This window comes from Streptomyces polygonati, assembly GCF_042650325.1.
Classification (GTDB): domain Bacteria; phylum Actinomycetota; class Actinomycetes; order Streptomycetales; family Streptomycetaceae; genus Actinacidiphila; species Actinacidiphila polygonati.
Map to the genome: position 1 here is coordinate 472,273 of NZ_JBHSBB010000014.1, position 19,809 is coordinate 492,081.

A 19,809-nucleotide genomic window follows, 5' to 3' on the forward strand; every position below is an offset into this window, starting at 1 on the left:
TGTCCCGCATGGCCCGGCGTCCGGGCCGCGCCGAGCCCTCGCGGGCGGCCGTCGGGAACCCCGAATGCCCGTGCCCGGGCGCCGAGATGGGGGGCCGCCACTTGACGGCACAGGTTTATCGGCCATACTGCCCCGCGTGGAGCAGCGCATAGGTTCGACCAGCCCGCCGGTGCCACCCGCAGGGATCGATCCTGCGTTTATCCCCGGCCTCACGCCCCCGCCCCCGGCCGAGGGGCTCGACGCGCGGACGGAACCGACGGCGGACATTCCGCCCGAGGTCCCCGAAACCACCCTCACCAAGGGGAAGTCCGCCCCGAGGGGGACATCGGCCGGAGCCGTCCCGCCCGGTACGGCCGACAGCGCGGACGCCGCGGACGGTGCCCGGCTGTCCGTGGACGAGCCCGACGCCGAGGACGAGTCCGACGACATCGAGCAGGAGGACGGCCTTCCCACCTTCGAGGCCACCGACCGGCGCGGCGCGATCATCGCCGACCGGTCCGGCGTCGTCTTCCGCCTCGACGACCAGGAGGCCGAGTTCGGCTGGGACGAGATCGGCGCGGTCGAGATCGACACGCCCCGCTTCGGCCGCCGTTTCTCCGTCACCGTCTACACCTCCACCCGCCGCTGGTTCCAGGCCGACGTGGACGCCCCGTCCCGGAGCGTCCTGAAGCAGTGGACGACCGAACTCGAAGCGGTGCTCGACGCCCGTTTCGAGGACGACGGCGCGAAGGAGGAAGCGGAGCCGGAGACGGCGGATTCCGTGGCGGCCGAAGAGGCCGAGAGCGAAGCCGAGACCCCCGCCGACGCCAGGACCGACGACGTGGCCGACGACGCGGCCGACGCCAAGACCGACGCCACGACGGGGACCGAGCCGGACACCGACGCCAAGACCGGCGCCGAGTCGAAGGCGTAGCGCCCGGACGCCCGACACCCACCGCCCGACCGGACCGACCCCGGGGGCACGCGCACCGGCGCGTGCCCCCGCGGCATGCCCCGGGCGTCCGGGCGGCGCCGACCGGGTGAACGCCGCATGTCACCCCGGAGGAGTCGGAGGTCACACGTTAAGAAAGCGCTAGGGATTCGGCGGAAGCCCTGATCAGCGTGCATACGCTTTGCATACGCTCAGCCCCGCCATCTTGACGACGGCCGGATTTCCGGCTCATCCCCCCGGATGCCGCCCCCGGCAGCCGTACGACAGGAGCCCGAACTTGTCCACCACCGCCCCGACCGGCGGCCTTCGGGCCTGGCTGCTGGAGGGCCTGTCCGACATGGCCAAGAACCAGCCGGGGCAGACCGAACCGGTGCCGGGTGAACCCGGCGGACCGGCGGAGGAGGAGCCCCTCGGGGAGCAGGGCCAGCCCTGGTGGCGGGTGATGTGCCTCACCGGCGTGGACTACTTCTCCACCCTCGGCTACCAGCCGGGCATCGCCGCGCTGGCGGCCGGCTTCCTCTCCCCGATCGCCACCGTGGTGCTGGTGATCGTGACGCTGGCGGGCGCGCTGCCCGTCTACCGGCGGGTCGCGGAGGACAGCCCGCACGGCGCGGGCTCGGTCGCGATGCTGGAGAAGCTGCTGTCCTTCTGGAAGGGCAAGCTGTTCGTGCTGGCGCTGCTGGGCTTCGCGGCGACCGACTTCCTGATCACCATCACCTTGTCGGCCGCCGACGCCTCCACCCACCTGGTGGAGAACCCGCACTTCACCGGCGCCCTGGCCAGCCATCAGCTGCTCATCACCCTGCTGCTGGTGGCGCTGCTCGGCGCGGTGTTCCTGAAGGGCTTCCTGGAGGCGGTCGGCGTCGCGGTGGTGCTGGTCGGCCTCTATCTGGCGCTGAACGTGGTGGTGGTCGGCGACGGACTGTGGCATGTGATCACCGCCCCGCAGCTGGTGACCGACTGGAAGCACGGCCTGTTCGTGGAGCGCGGCAATGTCTTCGTGATGATCGGTGTGTCCCTGCTGATCTTCCCGAAGCTGGCGCTCGGCCTGTCCGGCTTCGAGACCGGCGTCGCCGTCATGCCGCACGTCAAGGGCGACCCCACCGACACCGAGGGCCGCCCGACCGGCCGTGTCCGCGACACCAAGAAGCTGCTGACCACGGCCGCGCTGATCATGAGCGTCTTCCTGATCGCGACCAGCTTCATCACCACCGTGCTGATCCCGAAGGCGGAGTTCCAGGTCGGCGGCCAGGCCAACGGGCGCGCACTGGCCTTCCTGGCCCACCAGGAGCTCGGCTCGGGATTCGGCACGGTCTACGACTTCTCCACCATCGCCATCCTCTGGTTCGCCGGCGCCTCGGCGATGGCCGGCCTGCTCAACCTGATGCCGCGCTATCTGCCGCGGTACGGGATGGCGCCCCACTGGGCGCGGGCGGTACGGCCGATGGTGCTGGTCTTCACCCTGATCGCGTTCCTGGTGACCTGGATCTTCGACGCCAGCGTGGACAAGCAGGGCGGCGCGTACGCCACCGGCGTGCTGGTGCTGATGAGCTCGGCGGCCATCGCGGTCACCATCTCCGCCCGCAAGGCCCGGCAGCGCAACTGGACGATCGCCTTCGGGTTCATAGCCGTGGTCTTCGCGTACACCACGGTGGTCAACGTCCTGGAGCGCCCGGACGGTGTGAAGATCGGCGCCTGCTTCATCGCCGGCATCGTGCTGGTGTCGCTGCTGTCGCGGCTGGCCCGGGCCTTCGAGCTGCGGGTGACGAGCGTGGAGCTGGACGACATGGCGGCCCGCTTCGTCCGGGACATCGCCAGCCGCCGGGTCCGCTTCATCGCCAACGAGCCCGGGGAGCGGGACGCCGCCGAATACCGCGACAAGCTGCTCCAGATCCGGCACGACAACGACATCCCGCCCGAGGACGACCTGGTCTTCGTCGAGGTGACGGTGCTGGACGCGTCCGAGTTCGAGTCCGCGGTGATCGTGCGCGGGCAGGTGCTGCACGACCGCTACCGGGTGCTCTCGCTGGTGAGCGCGTCCGTGCCCAACGCGCTGGCGGCGCTGCTGCTGCACGTCCGGGACACCACCGGCTCCAAGCCGCACATCTACTTCGAGTGGACCGAGGGCAGCCCGTTCGCCAACTTCCTGCGCTTCTTCCTCTTCGGCCAGGGCGAGGTGGCCCCGGTCACCCGGGAAGTGCTGCGGGAGGCGGAACCGGACCGCGCCAAGCGGCCGCGGGTGCACGTCGGCTGATCCGGCGCGAAGGGCCGGTGGGCCGGTGGGGCCTGTCCGGGCCGGGGCCGCCGCTGGGAAGGTCGCGGTGCCCCGGCGGGACCCCTGACGGGCCCCTCCACGGTGGTCCCGCGGCTGCGACGGATCGCCCGCTCCCTCACCTGCCGCCGTACCGGCCACCGTGGCTCCGGACACCACCAGCCTCACCCCGGAGAGCCGGCCCGGCGCCGCTGTTGACGCCGCCCATATGACGGCGGCCGCCCTCTTGACGTACCGCTGACGTGCTCCCGTCCGCTCCGTCCGCCGCCCGGCCGACCGCTCACGGCTGGAAGCGGTAGCCGAGTCCCGGTTCGGTGATCAGATGGCGGGGCGCGGCGGGGACCGGCTCCAGTTTGTGGCGCAGCGCGGCCATGTGGATGCGCAGGTAGTTGGTGCGCTTGACGTGCTGCGGACCCCAGACCTCGGTGAGCAGCTCGCGGCCGGTCACCAGGCGGTCGGGGCTGCGCAGCAGGATCGCCAGCAGCCGCCACTCGGTGGGGGTGAGGTGCACCAGGCCGCCCTCCGGGCCGGTGACCGTGTAGGCGCCCAGGTCGACGGTGTACGGGCCCAGCTCCACCTGCTCCTCCTCGCGCAGCCGGGCCGGGCGGCGCAGCACCGCCCGCAGCCGCGCGGCGACCTCGGGCAGAGCGAAGGGCTTGGTCAGATAGTCGTCGGCGCCGGCGTCCAGCGCCGCCACCCGGGCGCCGATTCCGGTGCGGCCGGAGACCACCAGCACCGGGACGCTGCTCCAGGCCCGCAGCGACCGCAGCATGTCCAGGCCGTCCAGGTCCGGCAGGCCGAGGTCGAGCAGCACCGCCTCCGGCGAGCGGCGGGCCGCCAGGTCCAGCGCGGTGCCCGCGTCGGAGGCGGTCACCACCGCGAAGTCGTAGGCCCGCAGCGCGGTGCCGAGCACCCGCAGCATCGGCGCGTCGTCGTCCACCACCAGCACGCGCCTCATCGCGGGTCCTCGTCGTACACGGGTTCCAGCTCCGGCTCCAGGGCGGGCTGCGGGGCGGGCTCCGGCGCGCGCACGGCCGGCGGCTCATACGGGTCCGGACCGGGGTCGGCCGCCGCGGGCAGCGAGAGCACCATGGTCAGCCCGCCTCCCGGGGTGTCCTCGGGGGTCAGGGTGCCGCCCATCGCCTCGGTGAGGCCGCGGGCCAGTGCCAGGCCGAGGCCGAGCCCGGTGGTGTTGTCGGTGTCGCCCATCCGCTGGAAGGGCTCGAAGGCGTGCTCCAGGTCGTGCTCCGACAGGCCAGGGCCGCGGTCGACGACCCGCAGCTCCACCCGGTCGCCGAGCGCGCTCGCGGTGAGCACCACGGGCTTGCCCGGCGGCGCGTGCCGGACCGCGTTGCTGATCAGATTGGCGATCACCCGCTCCAGCAGCGGCGGGTCGGCCCGGACGGCCGGCGCCTGCTCCAGGCCCTGCGCGTCCACGTCGGAGGTGGCGTCGAGCGACTCCAGGGCCGCCGGCAGCACCTCCTCCAGGGCGGTGGCCCGCAGGTCCAGCGACAGCGCGCCGGCCTGGAGGCGGCTCATGTCGAGCAGGTTGTCCACCAGCCGGTTGAGCCGGCTGAGCGACTCCTCGGCGGTGGCGAGCAGTTCGTCGCGGTCCTCGTCGGAGAAGTGCACGTCCTGGCTGCGCAGCGAGCTGACCGCGGCCCAGCCGGCCGCCAGCGGGGTGCGCAGGTCGTGGCTCACGGCGGCCAGCAGCGCGGTACGCATCCGGTCGGCGGCCTTCACCGGCTCTATCTCGGCCGCCGCCTCGGCCAGCCGGGCCCGCTCCACCGCGACCGACACATGCGCGGCGAAGGCGGCCAGCACCCGCTGGTCGGAAGCGGGCAGCGACCGCCCGCGCAGCACCAGCACCGACCCGGCGCCGGCCGGCACCTGCACCGCCGAGTCGTCCTCGACCGGCGCCGAGGCCAGCTCCGCGCTGTCCATCCCGAAGGTCTCCCGGGCCCGCTCCAGCAGTGTGGGCAGCACGTCGACGGCGGGGCCGCCGGGGCCGCCGCGCACGATGCTGCCGGCCAGCGACGACAGCGTCTCGGCCTCCGCGGTGGCGCGGGCCGCCCGGCGCGACAGCCGCAGCGAGCGGTCCACGATCGCCGCGACCGTACCGGCGACGACCGCGAACACCGCCAGCGCCAGGATGTTGTTGGGCTCGGCGATGGTGAACTTCCCGATCGGCGGGATGAACCAGTAGTTCAGCACCAGTGAGGCGGTCACCGAAGCGACGACCGCGGACACCACCCCGCCGGCGCAGGCCACCCCCACCACCATCAGCAGGAACAGCAGCGCCTCGCTGGTCAGGTTGAGACTGCCCCGGCTGGTGGCGAGGACCGCGGCCAGCGCGAAGGGCAGGACGAGGCCGGCCACCGGCCCGGCGATCAGCCGCCAGGTGCTCAGGGTGCGGCGGCGGGACGGCAGCAGCCGGCCGCGCCCGGCCCGCTCGTGGGTGACGATGTGCACATCGATCTCGTCCGAGCTGGTCACCGTGGTCTCACCGATGCCGCGCCCGGTCAGCAGCTTCTCCAGCCGGCCGCGCCTGCTGGAGCCGAGCACCAGCTGCGTCGCTCCGGCGCCGCGGGCGAAGTCCAGCAGCGCGCCGGGCACATTGTCGCCGACCACCGAGTGGTAGCTGCCGCCCAGGCTCTCCACCAGCTGCCGCTGCCGGGCCAGCGCGACCGGGGAGGAACCGGTGGCCAGGCCGTCGCTGCGGGCCACGTGCACGGCCATCAGGTCGCCGCCGGCCGAGCGGTCGGCGATCCTGGCCGCCCGGCGGATCAGCGTCTGCCCCTCGGGACCGCCGGTCAGCGCCACCACGACGCGCTCCCTGGTCTCCCAGACGCCCCCTATGCCGTGCTCGCTGCGGTAGTTCTGGAGCGCCTCGTCCACCCGGCCGGCCACCCACAGCAGCGCCAGCTCGCGCAGCGCGGTGAGATTCCCGATCCGGAAGTAGTTGGCCAGCGCCGCGTCGACCTTCTCGGGGGCGTAGACGTTGCCGTGCGCGAGCCGGCGGCGCAGCGCCTCGGCGGGCATGTCCACCAGCTCGATCTGGTAGGCGCGGCGCACCGCCTCGTCGGGCACGGTCTCGCGCTGCGGCACCTCGGTGATCTTCTCGACCACGTCGTTGACCGACTCCAGGTGCTGGATGTTCACCGTGGTGACCACGTCGATACCGGCCGCCAGCAGCGTCTCCACGTCCTGCCAGCGCTTGGCGTTGCGGCTGCCGGGCGGATTGGTGTGCGGCAGCTCGTCCACCAGCGCCACATCGGGGTCGCGGGCCAGCACCGCGTCCAGGTCCATCTCGGACAGCAGGGCGCCGCGGTACTCGTGCTCCCGGCGGGGCACGACTTCCAGACCGTTCAGCTTCTCCAGGGTGTGCGGCCGGTTGTGGCACTCCACGAACGCCACCACCACGTCGGTGCCGCGCTCGGCCCGGCGGCGGCCCTCGTCCAGCATCCGGTACGTCTTGCCGACGCCGGGAGCGGCGCCGAGGAACACCTTCAGCCGGCCGGGCCGGGGTTCGGACATGGGCGCGTCTCCGAGCGTCGAGCGGCGTGCGCCGCCGTACGGCCGGCAGCGCGGCCGTCCGTACGGCGGGTGATGCGGACCGGCGGGGCCGGTGAGCCCCTCCAGGCAAACCGGCCGGGGGCCGTCCTGACCAGCACGTTAACGCTTTCCTTGCACCGGTCGCCGCCACGTTGACGCGCTGTTGACGGCGCGGGCGGTCCTCGGCGCCCCGGGGGTGACGCGGCGGGCCGGGCGGGGGCGCGGGGCTCGCGCGTCAAGCCCCCGTCAGGGATCAAGCCACGGCGTCAAGCCCGCGTCAGCGACCACCCGGAAGGGGCGGGTGCCGGGCTTAGCGTTTTCCCGAAGAGCCGCAGGCCCCGGCGACGACCGGGGCCACGTCGTGAGGAGAACGCACATGTCGCCGAGCCAGCTCGCGGAGGACCCCGAGCCCCTTCAACCAGTCCCGGCCGGACACTGCCTCTACGTCCCCGTCCGGTCGGGACCCCTGGGCTCCGCGGCCCGCTTCTTCCGCACCGCCCTCGGCGGCCGTACCGCGGTCGCCTTCACCACCGAGCAGCGGCTGGTCCGTACGCTCGGCCCGGCCCAGGAGTGGATCAGGCTGTCCGAGCCCGCGCTGCGGGCGCTGGCCGCGCCGCTGGGCATCACGACGCTGCGGATCGACCCGCGGCTGTCCGCGCCGGCCGCCCGCGCCACCGCGGCCCCGGCGCCCGCGCCCGGCACCCGGGCGCCCCGCCACCAGCTCATCGCCTAGGAACCAGAAGGCGTCATGTCCATAGTCACTTCCGCACCGCCGGCCAGCTCCGTCCTCCCGCCGGAGGACGACCTGTCGGTGTGGCCCGCCTCCACCGATGCCGCGCCCGGCGGGGACCTCTCCGTCGGCGGGGTGCCGCTGGCCGAGGCCGCCGACCGCTTCGGCACCCCGCTCTACGTCCTCGACGAGGACGAGGTGCGCTCCCGCTGCCGGATGTACCGGGCGGCCTTCCCCGACGCCGACGTGGTGTACGCGGCCAAGGCGTATCTGTCCCGGGCGGTGGCCCGCTGGATACGCGAGGAGGGCCTCGGCCTGGACGTGTGTTCGGCGGGTGAGCTGGAGCTCGCGGTCACCAGCGGCTTCCCGCCGGACCGCATCCTGCTGCACGGCAACGCCAAGAGCCCGGAGGACCTGCGCACCGCGGTCCGGCTGGGGGTCGGGCGGATCGTCATCGACAGTGCCACCGAGATCGCCCGGCTGGCCACGCTGGTCCCGCCGGGTGACGAGCCGCAGCGCGTGATGCTGCGGGTGGTGCCCGGCGTGGTGGCCGGCGGCCACCCCTCGATCCGCACCGGGACCGACGACCAGAAGTTCGGCCTGTCCCTCACCGACGGCTCCGCCCAGCACGCCGTGGACCGCGTGCTCGGCCAGCCGGGCCTGCGCCTGACCGGCCTGCACTGCCACATCGGCTCGCAGGTCACCACGGTCAAGCCGTATCTCGCCGCGCTGCGCCGGCTGATCGGGCTGATGGCCCGCATCCGCGACCAGTACGGCATCGTGCTGCCCGAACTGGACCTCGGCGGCGGCCACGCGGTGGCCTACCGGCCCGGCGAGAGCGCCCTGGACATCACCGCGCTGGCCACCCGGGTCCGGGCCGAACTCGCCGACGGCTGTGCCCGCGCCGCCCTGCCGGTGCCGCGGCTCACCCTCGAACCCGGCCGGGCGGTCATCGGCCCGGCGGGCGTCGCCCTCTACCGGGTCCTCGCCGTCAAGCACACCGGCGGCCGTACCCTCGTCGCCGTCGACGGCGGTATGAGCGACAACCCCCGCCCGGCCCTCTACGGCGTCCGCTACGCCCCCCGGCTGGTCGGCCGGGCCCGGACCGCCGCCACTACGGCCATGGACGTCGTCGGCCGCTACTGCGAGGCGGGCGACATCCTGGCCGCCGACGTACCCCTGCCCGACGACATCCACCCGGGTGACCTGCTGGCCGTCCCGGTGGCGGGCGCCTACCACCTGTCCATGGCCTCCACCTACAACATGGTCGGCCGCCCGCCCGTGATCGCCGTCAGCGACGGCACGGCCCGCCTGCTGGTGCGCCGCGAGTCGCTCTCCGACATGAGCGCGCGGGACGTCGGCGAGTGAGCGGGGGACGACCCGGTGCCCCGGCGGCCCGCTGAGCAGCGGGCTGCCGGGCGGGCCGGGCGGGTCGGCGGGTCGGCCGGTCGGCCGGTCGGCCGGTCGCGTCAGGGTCGTGTCAAGAGGGCGGGGGTCCGCGTCAGAGGGGCGTCAAGGACCTCCGCCGGGCCGGCGGCCTGCCTAGCCTTGATCGCATGGGACGCGGATTTCCTTCCGCCACTACCCCCAGCCGTTCCCCCGCGCGGAACGGCCAGGGGCGGGGCCACCTGTACGACCGGCACTGGACGGGCCACCTGCGGACCGCGCTCGCCTCGTCGGGGGCCGCCCTCGGCCTTGCCACGGTCCTCGACGCGGTCGCGGGCACTCTGACGCTGCCGCGCGCCGCGCTCTGGACGGGCCTGTCGGCCCTGGTATTCGGGGTGCTGCTGCCGTCCCGGGTCACCGCCGGGACCGGCTGGCTGGCCGTGCGCGGACCGCTGCGCAAGCACCGGGTGCGTACCGACATGCTGGTGGACGCCCGCTTGGACGGCGGCATCGACCGCCGCCTGCACCTGCGGGACGTCTTCGGCGCCCGCGCCGACATCCCGCCGCGCGTGCTGTCCGGCAACCCCTTCCTCTGGCACGAACTCGACCGCGGCGCCCGCCGCTCCCACCGGGCCGGGCTGCTGCGGGACACCGCCGTGCTGGACGTCCTCGCCGCGGAGATCGACACCGCCGAGGCCCGCCGGCTCCTGGAGAGCACGGGACTGGGGTCCTGAGGCCCCGGTGCCGTGAACGCGTCCCCGGGCTAGGCTCCCGGGGCATGGCCGACCCCAGAATCCTCACCGTCCGCCCCGAGCCGGGCTCGTACGCCTGGACCTTCGGCGGCGCCGCGCCCGTCGCGCGGATAGCGCCCGGGACCGTACTCGACCTCTTCACCGAGGACTGCTTCGCGGGGCGGGTGCGCTCGGCCCGCGACCTGGTGTCCGAGGTGTGCGAATTCCCCTTCCTGAACCCGCAGACCGGGCCGTTCTACGTGGAGGGCGCGGAGGTCGGCGACACCGTCGCCGTGCACTTCGTGTCGGTGGAGCCCGCGCGGGAGTGGGCGGCCTCCACCACCGTCCCGCTGTTCGGGGCGCTGACCTCGACGCACGCCACCGCCTCGCTCCAGCCGCCGCTGCCGGAGGTGGTGTGGATGTGGGACCTGGACCGCGAGCGGCGGACCTGCGCGTTCACCACCCGGGAGGGCGAGCTGCGGATCGAGCTGCCGATGGACCCGATGCACGGCACGGTCGGGGTGGCCCCCGCCAATCTGGAAGTGCGCTCCGCGCTCGTGCCGGACGCGCACGGCGGCAACATGGACACCCCCGAGATGCGGGCCGGCACCACCTGCTACCTCGGCGTGAACGTCGAGGGCGCGCTGCTCAGCCTCGGCGACGGCCACGCCCGGCAGGGCGAGGGCGAGACCTGCGGGGTCGCGGTGGAGTGCGCGATGAACACGGTGGTGATCGTCGAGCTGCTCAAGGGCGTCGCCACCCCCTGGCCCCGGCTGGAGTCCGACACGTACATCATGTCCACCGGCTCCGCCCGCCCGCTGGAGGACGCCTTCCGGATCGCGCAGCTCGACATGGTCCGCTGGCTGGAGCGGGACTACGGCTTCGCGGAGCTGGACGCCTACCAGTTCCTCACCCAGGCCGGGGAATCCCCGCTGGCGAACGTCTGCGACACCAACTACACGGCGCTGTCCAAGATCCGCAAGGAGTGGCTGCCGCCGGGCACCGCGCACCGGGACCTGCACCAGCGGCTGCGGGAGACGGCGGCCGTCCTGACCGGGTAGCCGGGTCCCCCGACCGGGGGACGTAGCATCGGCGTCATGGAGCAGCGAATTCTGGGCAGGACGGGACGTACCGTATCCGTCGTCGGGCTGGGTACGTGGCAGCTGGGCGCCGACTGGGGCGATGTACGCGAAGAGGACGCGCTCGCGGTGCTGGACGCGGCGGTCGAGGAGGGTGTGACCTTCTTCGACACCGCCGATGTGTACGGCGACGGGCGCAGCGAGCAGCTGATCGGGCGCTACCGGCGGGAGCGGCCGGACGCGGAGATCTTCGTCGCCACGAAGATGGGCCGTCGCGCCGAGCAGCTCACCGAGAACTTCGTGCTGGACAACTTCCGTGCCTGGAACGACCGTTCGCGGGCGAATCTGGGCGTGGACACCCTGGACCTGGTGCAGCTGCACTGTCCGCCGACGGCCGTCTACACGTCGGACGAGGTGTTCGACGCGCTGGACACGCTGGTCGCCGAGAAGCGGATCGCGCACTACGCGGTGAGTGTCGAGACCTGCGCGGAGGCGCTGGCGGCGATAGCCCGGCCGGGGGTGGCGAGCGTGCAGATCATTCTCAACCCGTTCCGGCTGAAGCCGCTGGAGCAGGTGCTGCCCGCCGCACAGGCGGCCGGCGTCGGCATCATCGCCCGGGTGCCGCTCGCCTCCGGGCTGCTCAGCGGGAAGTACACCCGTGAGACGGTGTTCGCGGCGGACGACCACCGCACCTACAACCGCCACGGTGAGGCGTTCGACCAGGGCGAGACGTTCTCCGGCGTCGACTACGAGACGGGTCTCGAAGCGGCGGCCGAGTTCTCGGCGCTGGCTCCGCGGGGGGTCACACCGGCGCAGACGGCGCTGCGCTGGATCATCCAGCAGCCGGGGGTCACCTCGGTCATCCCGGGCGCCCGCTCGGTGGCCCAGGCCCGGTCGAACGCGGAGGCCGGCGGCCTCGACGCGCTCGACGGCGCCACGCTGGACGCCGTGCGGGACCTCTACGACCGGCGCATCCGCGCCCAGGTCCACACCCGCTGGTAGCGGTCGCCGACGGCGGCTACGGGGGTGACCCCTCCGGCCCGCCCCCGGGTACCGCGCCGCCGTGACTCCTCGCGCAGTTCCCCGCGCCCCTTTCGGGGCACGTCCTGCCCGATTGGGGCCGTCGCCGGTGTGCGGCGGGTTGGGTGGCTTGTCGCGCAGTTCCCCGCGCCCCTTTCGGGGCACGACCTCGCCGACCGGTAGCCAGGGGTGCCCCACAGAGCGGTGCCGTGCTGCCGGCGGCGCCCAACAGGGGCGCGGGGAACTGCGCGAGTGACCACGGTGGTGGGGCGGACGGGCGGCGGCCTCGTCGGGCAGGACGGCCCCCGCAGGGGGCGCGGGGAACTGCGCGACAAGCCATCCACCGGCCGGTGGCCGGACCCCTGGCGTGCGAACCGCGGGCCGGAGGCCCTACCGTCGTGCGGGTGACGACCTTCACCGATGAACATGCCGAATTCCCGGGCGAAAGCGGCCCGTACGCCACTACCGAGGCCGACCCGCACGCCGTGGGCCAGGTCCGTACCGAATACGCCCCGGCGCACGACGGCGACCCCGACCCGGGCGAGATCGTGTGGACCTGGGTGCCGTTCGAAGAGCGGGACGGGCGCGGCAAGGACCGGCCGGTCCTGGTGGTGGCGCGGGAGACGGGCGGCACCCTGCTGGCGGTCCAGCTTTCCAGCAAGGAGCACAACCACGAGCGCGACTGGGTCGCGATAGGCGCCGGCCCCTGGGACCGCGCCGGGCGCGACTCCTGGGTGGCCGTGGACCGCGTCATGCGGCTGCACGAGCGGGGCATGCGCCGCGAGGCCTGCGCGCTGGACCGGGGCCGCTTCAATCTGGTGGTCAACCGGATCAAGGAGCTGTACGGCTGGTCCTGAACGCCCCGGGGGGCCGCCGTCCGCCCGGTCAGTGGGCCGGGCGGCGGCTCGCGGCGGGCGCCGCGGGGGAGTCGAGGGCGTCGGCCAGGCCGGCCAGGGCGCGGGCGAGGTCGTCCGGGTCGGCCGGGAGGGCGGCGCGCAGCGCCGCCTGGTCCTCCGCGACCCGGTGGGCGGCGCGCTGGTGGAGGATCCGGCCGCGCGCCGCGAGATGCAGCAGCACCCGGCGGCGGTCGCCCGGGTCGGGCCGGCGGTAGACGAGGTTGTCGGCGACCATGCGGTCCACCAGCTTGGTGAGACTCGGCGCGGGCAGCAGCGCGTACTCGGCGATCTCCGTCATGGGGTGCCCGGCGCCGTCCGCGACCGCGGACAGCACCCGCCACTGCTCCACCGCGCAGCCCTCCGCCGCCAGCACCGCGGCGAGCCGCCGCACCAGTCGGCGCTCGGCGTGGCTGAGGAGGTGCGCGAGGTCGTACGGCGGCTCGGGGGGCCGCTGGTGCGACGGCTCGGTGGGCATGTTTGCCGGTGTCCTTCCACAGGTCTACTGTTCGGCCACATTAGGGGTCTTGGCGAGGGAGCCGGGGCCGGGTCTACGATCCCCCGCCCGTAACTCCCTCCCGGAGGTGGCCTGTTGATCCCGGGATCGGATGACCCGGACAGACGACCGGTAGGACCCGCCCGGTCCACCGCGCCCGCGGGCGCCGTTCGGCTGGGCGCCGACGACACGCTGACGGTGGCCCTGGTCGTGCCGCTGCACGGCCCCGGCGGCATCTTCGGCCCCTCCTGCGAACTGTCGGCGCTGCTGGCCGCCGAGGAACTCAACGCGGCCGGGGGCGTGCTGGGCCGCGAGGTGCGGCTGGTGACGGTGGACGGCGGCGGCGATCCCGAGCGGGTCGCCGCCGAAGTGGGCGCGCTGGTGCGGCTCGGCGCGGTGGACGCGGTGGTCGGCTGGCACATCTCGGCGGTACGCAAGGCGCTGGCTCCGCGCATCGCGCACCTGGTGCCGTACGTCTACACGGCCCAGTACGAAGGGGGCGAGCGCACGCCCGGCGTCTTCATGACCGGCGAGACGGATCTGCGCCAACTGCTGCCCGCCATGCGGCTGCTGGCCGAGTCCACCGGCGTACGGCGCTGGTGCACGGTCGGCAACGACTATGTGTGGCCGCGCTCCACCGCCCGCGCCGCCCGCGCCTACGCCCGCGAGTGCGGCGGCCGGATGCTGGGGGAGGCGTTCCTGCCGCTGGGCACCGCCGACTTCGGCCCGGTGCTGCGCCGGATCGAGCAGTGCTCCGCCGACGCGGTGCTGATGCTGCTGGTCGGCGGGGACGCGGTGCGCTTCAACCGGGCGTTCGCCGCGTACGGGCTGCATGAGCGCTGCCTGCGGCTGAGCACGCACATGGACGAGAACATGCTGCTGGCCACCGGCGCCGAGGCCACCGCAGGACTGTGGGCGGCCTCCGGCTACTTCGAGACGCTGGCCACCGCCGAGTCCCTGGACTTCAACCGCCGTTACGCCCGGCGCTTCGGGGTGTCCGCGCCCGTGGTGGGCAGCCTCGGCGAGTCCTGCTTCGAGGGGCTGATGCTGCTTGCGGCGCTGGCCGAGCAGGCCGGTTCGACGAAGGTCGCGGCGATGCGGGCGGTGCGCGGACCGGTGGCGTACGAGGGGCCGCGCGGTGTGCTGCGGCTGCGCGGCAACCACCTGGACCAGCGGGTCTACCTCGCGCGGGCGGACACCTTCGACTTCGATGTCGTCGCCCAACTCTGAACTCCCCTCCGGGGGTTGCTGCCCGAGGTACGGCTACGGCCCTGCTGCGCCTGGGCGTTGACATTACCTTCCCCCGGAAATACTTTCTAGGGGAAGCATTCTTCCGGCCGCCTGCCGGTGCCGCCTCTGTCGCTGCTCCCTGCGGGCCGGGCGGGGGGATCGGCCGCGGGCGGTCCGAGGGCCCGGCCCATCCGGTCCGTCCGGACGGCATGATCGGCCGGGCCGGCCCGGTGATTTCGCCGGACCCGTTTTTCGGCGGGTAATTCTGAATTCTGCCCGGCATTTATTCTACGCGCGTCGCGCGAATCCCCTCCGAGGTCCAGCAATTTAAAGGACCGGAAACTGCCGAGAAACAAATCGGCGGGACTCTTCCAACGCCACCCGGGGCGTCCGGGGGCGAAAACCTGTGGGCGGAAGAGGGATCACCCGTGACGGAGACCATCGACACGAAAGCGCCCCCCGGCGCCGACGACGGCGCCACCACCCGCCGCTACAACGGCTGGACGCAGAACACCACGCTGGAGGACTACTCCCTGCGCTACGCGCCCAAGTCCTTCCGGCGCTGGACGCCTTACGTCGTCGCCACCACCGCGCTCGGCGGCATCGCCTACCTCGCCGACTTCGCCATCGGCGGCTCCATCGTGATCTCCAACGGATTCCAGAGCGCACTGGTCGCCATTCTGGCCGCAGCGGTCACCATCTTCCTCACCGGAATTCCGATCTCGTACTACTCGGCGAAGTACTCGATCGACATGGATCTGCTCACCCGGGGTGCCGGATTCGGCTATCTCGGCTCGACGCTCACCTCGATCATCTACGCCAGCTTCACCTTCATCTTCTTCTCGCTCGAAGGCTCGATCATGGCCCAGGCCCTGGACCTGGGCCTGCATATCCCGCTGGCCGTCGGCTATCTGATCTGCTCGCTGATCATCCTGCCGCTGGTGTTCTTCGGGATGACCGCGCTGTCGAAGATGCAGGTCTGGACGCAGCCGGTGTGGCTGGTGCTGATGGTGGCGCCGTTCGTCTCCATAGCCATCCAGAAGCCGGAGAAGTTCAACCAGTTCACCCACTTCGCCGGCAACTCGCCCACCGGCTCCTCGCTCAGCCTGCTCGGGGTCGGCGCCGGCGCGGGTGTGGCGCTGTCGCTGATCGCCCAGATCGGTGAGCAGGTCGACTACCTGCGCTTCATGCCCGACAAGACGGCCGCGAACGCGAAGAAGTGGTGGGCCGCGGTGCTCAGCGCCGGACCGGGCTGGGTGATCCTCGGCGCGGCCAAGCAGCTCGGCGGCGCCTTCCTCGCCTTCTACATCGCCGGCAGCGTCGGGCTGTCGAAGGCCAACGAGCCCATCCAGCAGTACGTCTCCGGTCTGCACACCTTCGCCGCGCCGATCGCGCTGGGCCTGGCCACCTTCTTCGTGATCCTCTCCCAGATCAAGATCAACACGACCAACGCCTACTCCGGCTCACTGTCCTGGTCCAACTTCTTCTCCCGGCTCACCCACCGCCACCCGGGCCGCGTGGTCTACATCTTCCTCAACGTGGGCATCGCGCTGGCCCTGATGGAGTTCGGCGTCTTCGGCTTCCTCAACACGGTGCTGGCCTTCTACTCCAATGTGGCCATCGCCTGGATCGGCGCGGTCGTCGCCGACCTCGTCATCAACAAGCCGCTGAAGCTGAGCCCTTCGTACATCGAGTTCAAGCGGGCCCATCTGTACAACTTCAACCCGGTCGGCTTCGGCTCCATGCTGATCGCCTCCGGCATCTCCATCGCCGCGTACTTCCACGCCTTCGGCGCCTACGGCAAGGCGTTCTCGCCGTTCATCGCGCTGGCGGTGGCGATGGTGCTGTCGCCGCTATTCGCGGTGCTGACCAAGGGCAAGTACTACATCGCCCGGATCGACGACCAGGAGGAGCCGCTGCTGCTGGACAGTGGGCTGCTCTCGGCGGTGACGATGGCCTGCGTGGTCTGCCAGGAGGAGTTCGAACGCCCGGACATGGCGGGCTGTCCCTTCCACTCCGGCGCGATCTGCTCGCTGTGCTGCAGCCTGGACAAGGGCTGCCACGACATGTGCAAGTCCCCGGCGGGGGCCGCGGCCGGCCGGGTCGACCTCGGGATGCCGACGGTGGCGTCGGCCGCACCGGAAGCCCCGGGAGTCGCGGGGGGTCCGGCTGGTCCGGTGGCTCCCACGGCTGAGGGCTGATCCTCGCCGCGGCACGCGAACGGCCGGGGCCCGTTGCGGGCCCCGGCCGGTGAGCGGCTGAGTGGTGCGTCAGCGGAAGACGTCAGCGGAAGATCAGTGAACGACGTTGACACTCACGTAGTTCGGCGTCTCGCTGTAGAAGTGCTTCGAGTCGGTCGCGAGGTAGGCGGCCCAGGTGCCGTCCCCGTAGGCCGGAGTGCTGAAGCTGTAGCGGCCGGCCGCGTTGGTGTAGCCCTTCTTGACCCAGTACCACTGCGGGTCACCCTTGGGCTTGTACACCAGCACCACGTAGGCGTGGTTGTAGTGCACCCAGCCCTTGCTGGTCAGCTGGATGACCGTGCCGCTGGCCGTCAGCTTGGTGGTGGCGTACGCCGGGCGGGTCGGCGTCACGCTGCCCGACATCTGGGTGCGGATGCGGTTCAGCCGGCGCGCGGGCTGCGCGTAGCCGAGCAGCTGCGGGCTCTCGGCGTGGATGACGCGGTAGTAGCCGTCGTAGCCGCCGCCGCCCTTCATGGCGAAGGAGCAGTAGTTGCCGCCGTTGGCGTAACTGGTGGTGAGGTGTGAGATGTTCAGCCAGGAGGTCTTGCCGTTGGGCGAGTACTGCAGCCACAGCGACTGGTAGGCGCAGTTGCCGGTCAGCCGACCGGTGGTCGTCACCTCGGCGTCCTCGTTGATCGAGTAGGCCGCCAGCGTGATGGAGGTCGCCGTCGGCACATTGATCGTGTCGAGGTCCTGAGTGACCGGCGGCAGGTACGACGACGGCTTCAGGTAGGTGTGCAGCGTGGTGGTCGCGTTCGCGGTGATCGCGTACGAGAAGCTGCCGTCGGCCGCCGCCGTGGTGGTGGCCAGCTGGTGCGGCACCGTGTAGGTGTACCAGTCCGGGTCGGTCGTGGTGGTGACGACCGGCGCGCCGCCGAACGGCTTCCAGACGTTGTTGACCAGCCGCTCGACCTTGCCCTTGACCGTGATCTTGGTGCCCTTGTGCGGCTGCACGCTGCTCGGGGCGGACGTGATCCGGTACGAGGTCGTGTAGGCCGGCACCGAGGGCACGCTGTGCGGTGTCGCCACCGCGGTCGTGTCCAGCGGGGTACTGCCGATTCCGGCGGTGCCGTCCTGCAGGATGCCGCCCGGTGTCACGGGTAGCTGGAAGGCGCCGCTCTCGTCGGTGGTGACGTGGGTCGACCGATTCACCCAGTCCGACGGGTCGTGCTGTTCGGCCCAGTTGACCACCACGTCGGCGCCCGCGCCGGCGGAGATGGTGCTGGACGTCGCCGGGTCGAACTCCTTGACCTGGCCGAGGATGTAGACCGTGCGGTGGTCGAAGTCGGTGGTCGCCCGGTCGGTGGAGACGTCCGACACGAAGATGTGCTTGCGGTAGTTCAGCAGGCCGTCGGCGCCGTGGGCGGCGCCGGACCAGTGCTCGGTGGTGCCGTCGGCCAGGGTGTAGTCGACGTCGACCGGGTAGCTGTCATAGGCGGTGCCCGCCGGCAGCTGTACGGGCGCGGTGGTGGTGTCATTGCTGAAATCGTTGACGGTGAGCAGCGTCGAGGCGTCGTCAGCGGTGGACGAGCGGACGCTGATCTGCAGCGACGTGAGCGGGGTGTTGTCGGAGAGGTCGACTTCGAGCTTTCCGTCGTCCCCGGTGACGACGCGGGTCACCGTGGTCGTCGGCGAACCGTCCGCGAAGGCGGTCGGTGCGATGGCCACGGCGAGCCCGGTGGACATGATGACGGTGGTCGCGCAGAGAACGGCGCGCCGTCGAGTGCGCAGCATGCGCATCGTATGGACCCCCCACAGGTCAGAGCAGCGCCCGCAGACAGCGGCGCGCTGGAGGAAGCAGCCTAACCTCGCTGTCTGGCATGTATGCGACCGGGGGATACCAAAGCGGCAACAAGATCCGGAGTGCGAGCCTCCGGCCGAACCGCCCCCGCTCCCCCGGGAGTTCCGGTCCTGCGGCCGGACCCGCAGCGGCCGCGGTTCGCCCTCCGCCGACCACGCGGTGCGGGCCGTTTGTGCCCGCCTGTGCCGCCGTGCCGACCGGGCGGGCACGCAGCCCGCTTACGGCGGGGGCGGGCCCGGGCCCGCAGGGGCGCCGTACCCCCGGAGCCCCCGCTGGTCAGAGCCCCGCAGGGAACCTCAGCCCTTGGGCCAGCTCCCGGTCAGCCGGCGGACGCCACTCGCTCCGGCGCGATTGACGACCCCCTTCACCACCGCGAATATCGCGCCGTGCAGCGCCGCGGCGGCGAGCGCCTCGCCCCAGCCGCGGTCCTCGTCCAGCATGTCGGGCGCGTCGTCGTCGTGGGTGACGAGCTTCCAGACCTGGGAGAAGACCGCGCCGGCCAGCATGCCGCCCGCGATGCCGACGAGCAGACCGACCGGCTTGTAGACAACCGTCACCGCCTTCATCCGTCGCTCACCCACGCCCGCCGCGGTACCTCATCCAGAGCACCGTGCCCACCCCGGCCGCCACCGTGACGCCGACGACCGCCGGGAGGTAGGTGCCGCGCCACTGGTCGTCGGAGATGTGGTTGAGCTTGGCGCCCGCCTTGGAACCGGCGCCGTGCACGGCGCCGCTGGCCGCCCCGGTGGCCGCCGTCGCCCGGCCCGCCGCCTCGTCCTTGACCGCCTCGGCCCTGGCGACCGCCTTGTCCTTGGCGGCGGTCACCCGGTCGGTGGCCTCATGGGCGGTGGCGCGGACGCGGGTGGCCGCTTCCTGGGCCTTGGCCTTGGCGCGGCCGGAGACATCGGCCTTGGCGGCCAGCTCCTCGACCGTTTCGCCGAGCTGCTCGCGGGTCTCGGCGATCTGCCGTTCCAGCTCGACGAGAGCCGGATCGGTGTGCCGGCCGGCGGACCCGGGGGTCCGGTGATCGCCCTGCGTCATCGCTTCGCCCTTTCCTTGAGCGTCTCCATGTCCTGCCGCACGCTGCCGGCCGCCTCGCCCGGGACCGGCGGCACCGCCCGCTTGATCTCGTACCGCCCGATCAGCGCCAGGATCCCGGCGAGCGCCAGCAGCCCGCCGGCCACGATCAGGGACGCGGCCCAGACCGCCAGCGGGATCGCCGCGATCACCGTCACGATCAGCACCGCCGTGGCGAAGAAGGCGAACAGCCCCGCCGCCCCGAACAGCCCGCCGCCGAAGCCGGCCCGCTTGCCCTTGCTGGTCAGCTCGGCCTGCGCCAGCTTGATCTCCTGCCGTACCAGCTGGGAAAGCTGCTCGCTGCCCTGCTTCACGAGCGCGCCCACTGAACGGTCGGTCTCGTCGTCCACGTACGTCACGGCCGTCAC

At 72.5% G+C, this 19,809-nt stretch carries 17 protein-coding genes; 10 read left to right on the forward strand and 7 right to left on the reverse strand.

Annotated features, from left to right (window positions below; all coding sequences use genetic code 11):
* Positions 1-136 precede the first annotated feature (136 nt).
* On the forward strand, positions 137-913 hold the full coding sequence (locus ACFO3J_RS22765) for a hypothetical protein (RefSeq protein ID WP_386432134.1): 777 nt from the start codon (positions 137-139) through the stop codon (positions 911-913).
* Positions 914-1,268: 355 nt separating this feature from the next.
* Positions 1,269-3,185 (forward strand): amino acid transporter, encoded by a 1,917-nt coding sequence (locus ACFO3J_RS22770; protein ID WP_386433041.1) that lies wholly within the window; start codon positions 1,269-1,271, stop codon positions 3,183-3,185.
* Between the two features lie 298 nt (positions 3,186-3,483).
* Here the strand turns inward: ACFO3J_RS22770 and ACFO3J_RS22775 are convergent, their stop codons facing one another.
* Both ACFO3J_RS22775 and ACFO3J_RS22780 read right to left on the reverse strand, forming a co-directional pair.
* Positions 3,484-4,161: a response regulator gene (locus ACFO3J_RS22775; RefSeq protein WP_386432137.1), complete on the reverse strand. Its 678-nt coding sequence runs from the start codon at positions 4,159-4,161 to the stop codon at positions 3,484-3,486.
* Positions 4,158-6,740 carry a sensor histidine kinase gene (locus ACFO3J_RS22780; protein WP_386432139.1) on the reverse strand — a complete coding sequence of 861 codons (2,583 nt, stop codon included), beginning with the start codon at positions 6,738-6,740 and terminating at the stop codon, positions 4,158-4,160. Before ACFO3J_RS22780 ends, ACFO3J_RS22775 begins: the two co-directional genes overlap by 4 nt.
* Before the next feature lie 394 nt (positions 6,741-7,134).
* Between ACFO3J_RS22780 and ACFO3J_RS22785 the strand changes: the two genes are divergently transcribed.
* The 6 genes from ACFO3J_RS22785 to ACFO3J_RS22810 all read left to right on the forward strand — a co-directional run bounded on the left by ACFO3J_RS22785 (position 7,135) and on the right by ACFO3J_RS22810 (position 12,561).
* A complete protein-coding gene (locus ACFO3J_RS22785) occupies positions 7,135-7,491 on the forward strand; it encodes an SAV_915 family protein (RefSeq protein ID WP_386432142.1) in 357 nt (118 codons plus the stop codon).
* 15 nt (positions 7,492-7,506) lie between these two features.
* Complete coding sequence (gene lysA, locus ACFO3J_RS22790) at positions 7,507-8,856, forward strand: diaminopimelate decarboxylase (protein WP_386432145.1); 1,350 nt, start codon at positions 7,507-7,509, stop codon at positions 8,854-8,856.
* Positions 8,857-9,044: 188 nt separating this feature from the next.
* Positions 9,045-9,608, forward strand: a complete 564-nt coding sequence (locus ACFO3J_RS22795; RefSeq protein ID WP_386432148.1) for a hypothetical protein — start codon at positions 9,045-9,047, stop codon at positions 9,606-9,608.
* Between the two features lie 44 nt (positions 9,609-9,652).
* Entirely contained in the window at positions 9,653-10,666 is a 1,014-nt protein-coding gene (locus tag ACFO3J_RS22800; protein ID WP_386432151.1) for an acetamidase/formamidase family protein, read from the forward strand.
* A 36-nt stretch (positions 10,667-10,702) separates the two neighbouring features.
* Complete coding sequence (locus ACFO3J_RS22805) at positions 10,703-11,686, forward strand: aldo/keto reductase (protein WP_386432154.1); 984 nt, start codon at positions 10,703-10,705, stop codon at positions 11,684-11,686.
* 422 nt (positions 11,687-12,108) lie between these two features.
* On the forward strand, positions 12,109-12,561 hold the full coding sequence (locus ACFO3J_RS22810) for a type II toxin-antitoxin system PemK/MazF family toxin (protein ID WP_386432157.1): 453 nt from the start codon (positions 12,109-12,111) through the stop codon (positions 12,559-12,561).
* A gap of 28 nt (positions 12,562-12,589) precedes the next feature.
* On the opposite strand, the gene ACFO3J_RS22815 is transcribed toward ACFO3J_RS22810, so the two are convergent.
* A complete protein-coding gene (locus ACFO3J_RS22815; protein WP_386432160.1) occupies positions 12,590-13,075 on the reverse strand; it encodes a MarR family winged helix-turn-helix transcriptional regulator in 486 nt (161 codons plus the stop codon).
* A 192-nt stretch (positions 13,076-13,267) separates the two neighbouring features.
* Between ACFO3J_RS22815 and ACFO3J_RS22820 the strand changes: the two genes are divergently transcribed.
* Both ACFO3J_RS22820 and ACFO3J_RS22825 read left to right on the forward strand, forming a co-directional pair.
* Positions 13,268-14,323, forward strand: a complete 1,056-nt coding sequence (locus ACFO3J_RS22820; protein ID WP_386433044.1) for a substrate-binding domain-containing protein — start codon at positions 13,268-13,270, stop codon at positions 14,321-14,323.
* A gap of 428 nt (positions 14,324-14,751) precedes the next feature.
* Positions 14,752-16,524: a purine-cytosine permease family protein gene (locus ACFO3J_RS22825; RefSeq protein ID WP_386432163.1), complete on the forward strand. Its 1,773-nt coding sequence runs from the start codon at positions 14,752-14,754 to the stop codon at positions 16,522-16,524.
* A 93-nt stretch (positions 16,525-16,617) separates the two neighbouring features.
* Here the strand turns inward: ACFO3J_RS22825 and ACFO3J_RS22830 are convergent, their stop codons facing one another.
* The 4 genes from ACFO3J_RS22830 to ACFO3J_RS22845 form a co-directional block, all read right to left on the reverse strand.
* On the reverse strand, positions 16,618-18,297 hold the full coding sequence (locus ACFO3J_RS22830; RefSeq protein WP_386432166.1) for a hypothetical protein: 1,680 nt from the start codon (positions 18,295-18,297) through the stop codon (positions 16,618-16,620).
* A gap of 363 nt (positions 18,298-18,660) precedes the next feature.
* On the reverse strand, positions 18,661-18,930 hold the full coding sequence (locus ACFO3J_RS22835) for a DUF4235 domain-containing protein (protein WP_386433047.1): 270 nt from the start codon (positions 18,928-18,930) through the stop codon (positions 18,661-18,663).
* A gap of 7 nt (positions 18,931-18,937) precedes the next feature.
* On the reverse strand, positions 18,938-19,405 hold the full coding sequence (locus tag ACFO3J_RS22840) for a DUF3618 domain-containing protein (protein WP_386432169.1): 468 nt from the start codon (positions 19,403-19,405) through the stop codon (positions 18,938-18,940).
* Positions 19,402-19,800 carry a phage holin family protein gene (locus tag ACFO3J_RS22845; protein WP_386432172.1) on the reverse strand — a complete coding sequence of 133 codons (399 nt, stop codon included), beginning with the start codon at positions 19,798-19,800 and terminating at the stop codon, positions 19,402-19,404. Before ACFO3J_RS22845 ends, ACFO3J_RS22840 begins: the two co-directional genes overlap by 4 nt.
* Between the last annotated feature and the right edge of the window lie 9 nt (positions 19,801-19,809).

What these genes read in the sequence shown, in the direction of transcription:
- ACFO3J_RS22770 (WP_386433041.1), top strand. Translation starts at nt 1,269, where the DNA reads ATGGCCAAGAACCAGCCGGGGCAGACCGAACCGGTGCCGGGTGAACCC.
- ACFO3J_RS22775 (WP_386432137.1), bottom strand. Translation starts at nt 4,161, where the DNA reads ATGAGGCGCGTGCTGGTGGTGGACGACGACGCGCCGATGCTGCGGGTG.
- ACFO3J_RS22780 (WP_386432139.1), bottom strand. Translation starts at nt 6,740, where the DNA reads ATGTCCGAACCCCGGCCCGGCCGGCTGAAGGTGTTCCTCGGCGCCGCT.
- ACFO3J_RS22785 (WP_386432142.1), top strand. Translation starts at nt 7,135, where the DNA reads ATGTCGCCGAGCCAGCTCGCGGAGGACCCCGAGCCCCTTCAACCAGTC.
- lysA (WP_386432145.1), top strand. Translation starts at nt 7,507, where the DNA reads ATGTCCATAGTCACTTCCGCACCGCCGGCCAGCTCCGTCCTCCCGCCG.
- ACFO3J_RS22795 (WP_386432148.1), top strand. Translation starts at nt 9,045, where the DNA reads ATGGGACGCGGATTTCCTTCCGCCACTACCCCCAGCCGTTCCCCCGCG.
- ACFO3J_RS22800 (WP_386432151.1), top strand. Translation starts at nt 9,653, where the DNA reads ATGGCCGACCCCAGAATCCTCACCGTCCGCCCCGAGCCGGGCTCGTAC.
- ACFO3J_RS22805 (WP_386432154.1), top strand. Translation starts at nt 10,703, where the DNA reads ATGGAGCAGCGAATTCTGGGCAGGACGGGACGTACCGTATCCGTCGTC.
- ACFO3J_RS22815 (WP_386432160.1), bottom strand. Translation starts at nt 13,075, where the DNA reads ATGCCCACCGAGCCGTCGCACCAGCGGCCCCCCGAGCCGCCGTACGAC.
- ACFO3J_RS22830 (WP_386432166.1), bottom strand. Translation starts at nt 18,297, where the DNA reads ATGCTGCGCACTCGACGGCGCGCCGTTCTCTGCGCGACCACCGTCATC.
- ACFO3J_RS22835 (WP_386433047.1), bottom strand. Translation starts at nt 18,930, where the DNA reads ATGAAGGCGGTGACGGTTGTCTACAAGCCGGTCGGTCTGCTCGTCGGC.
- ACFO3J_RS22840 (WP_386432169.1), bottom strand. Translation starts at nt 19,405, where the DNA reads ATGACGCAGGGCGATCACCGGACCCCCGGGTCCGCCGGCCGGCACACC.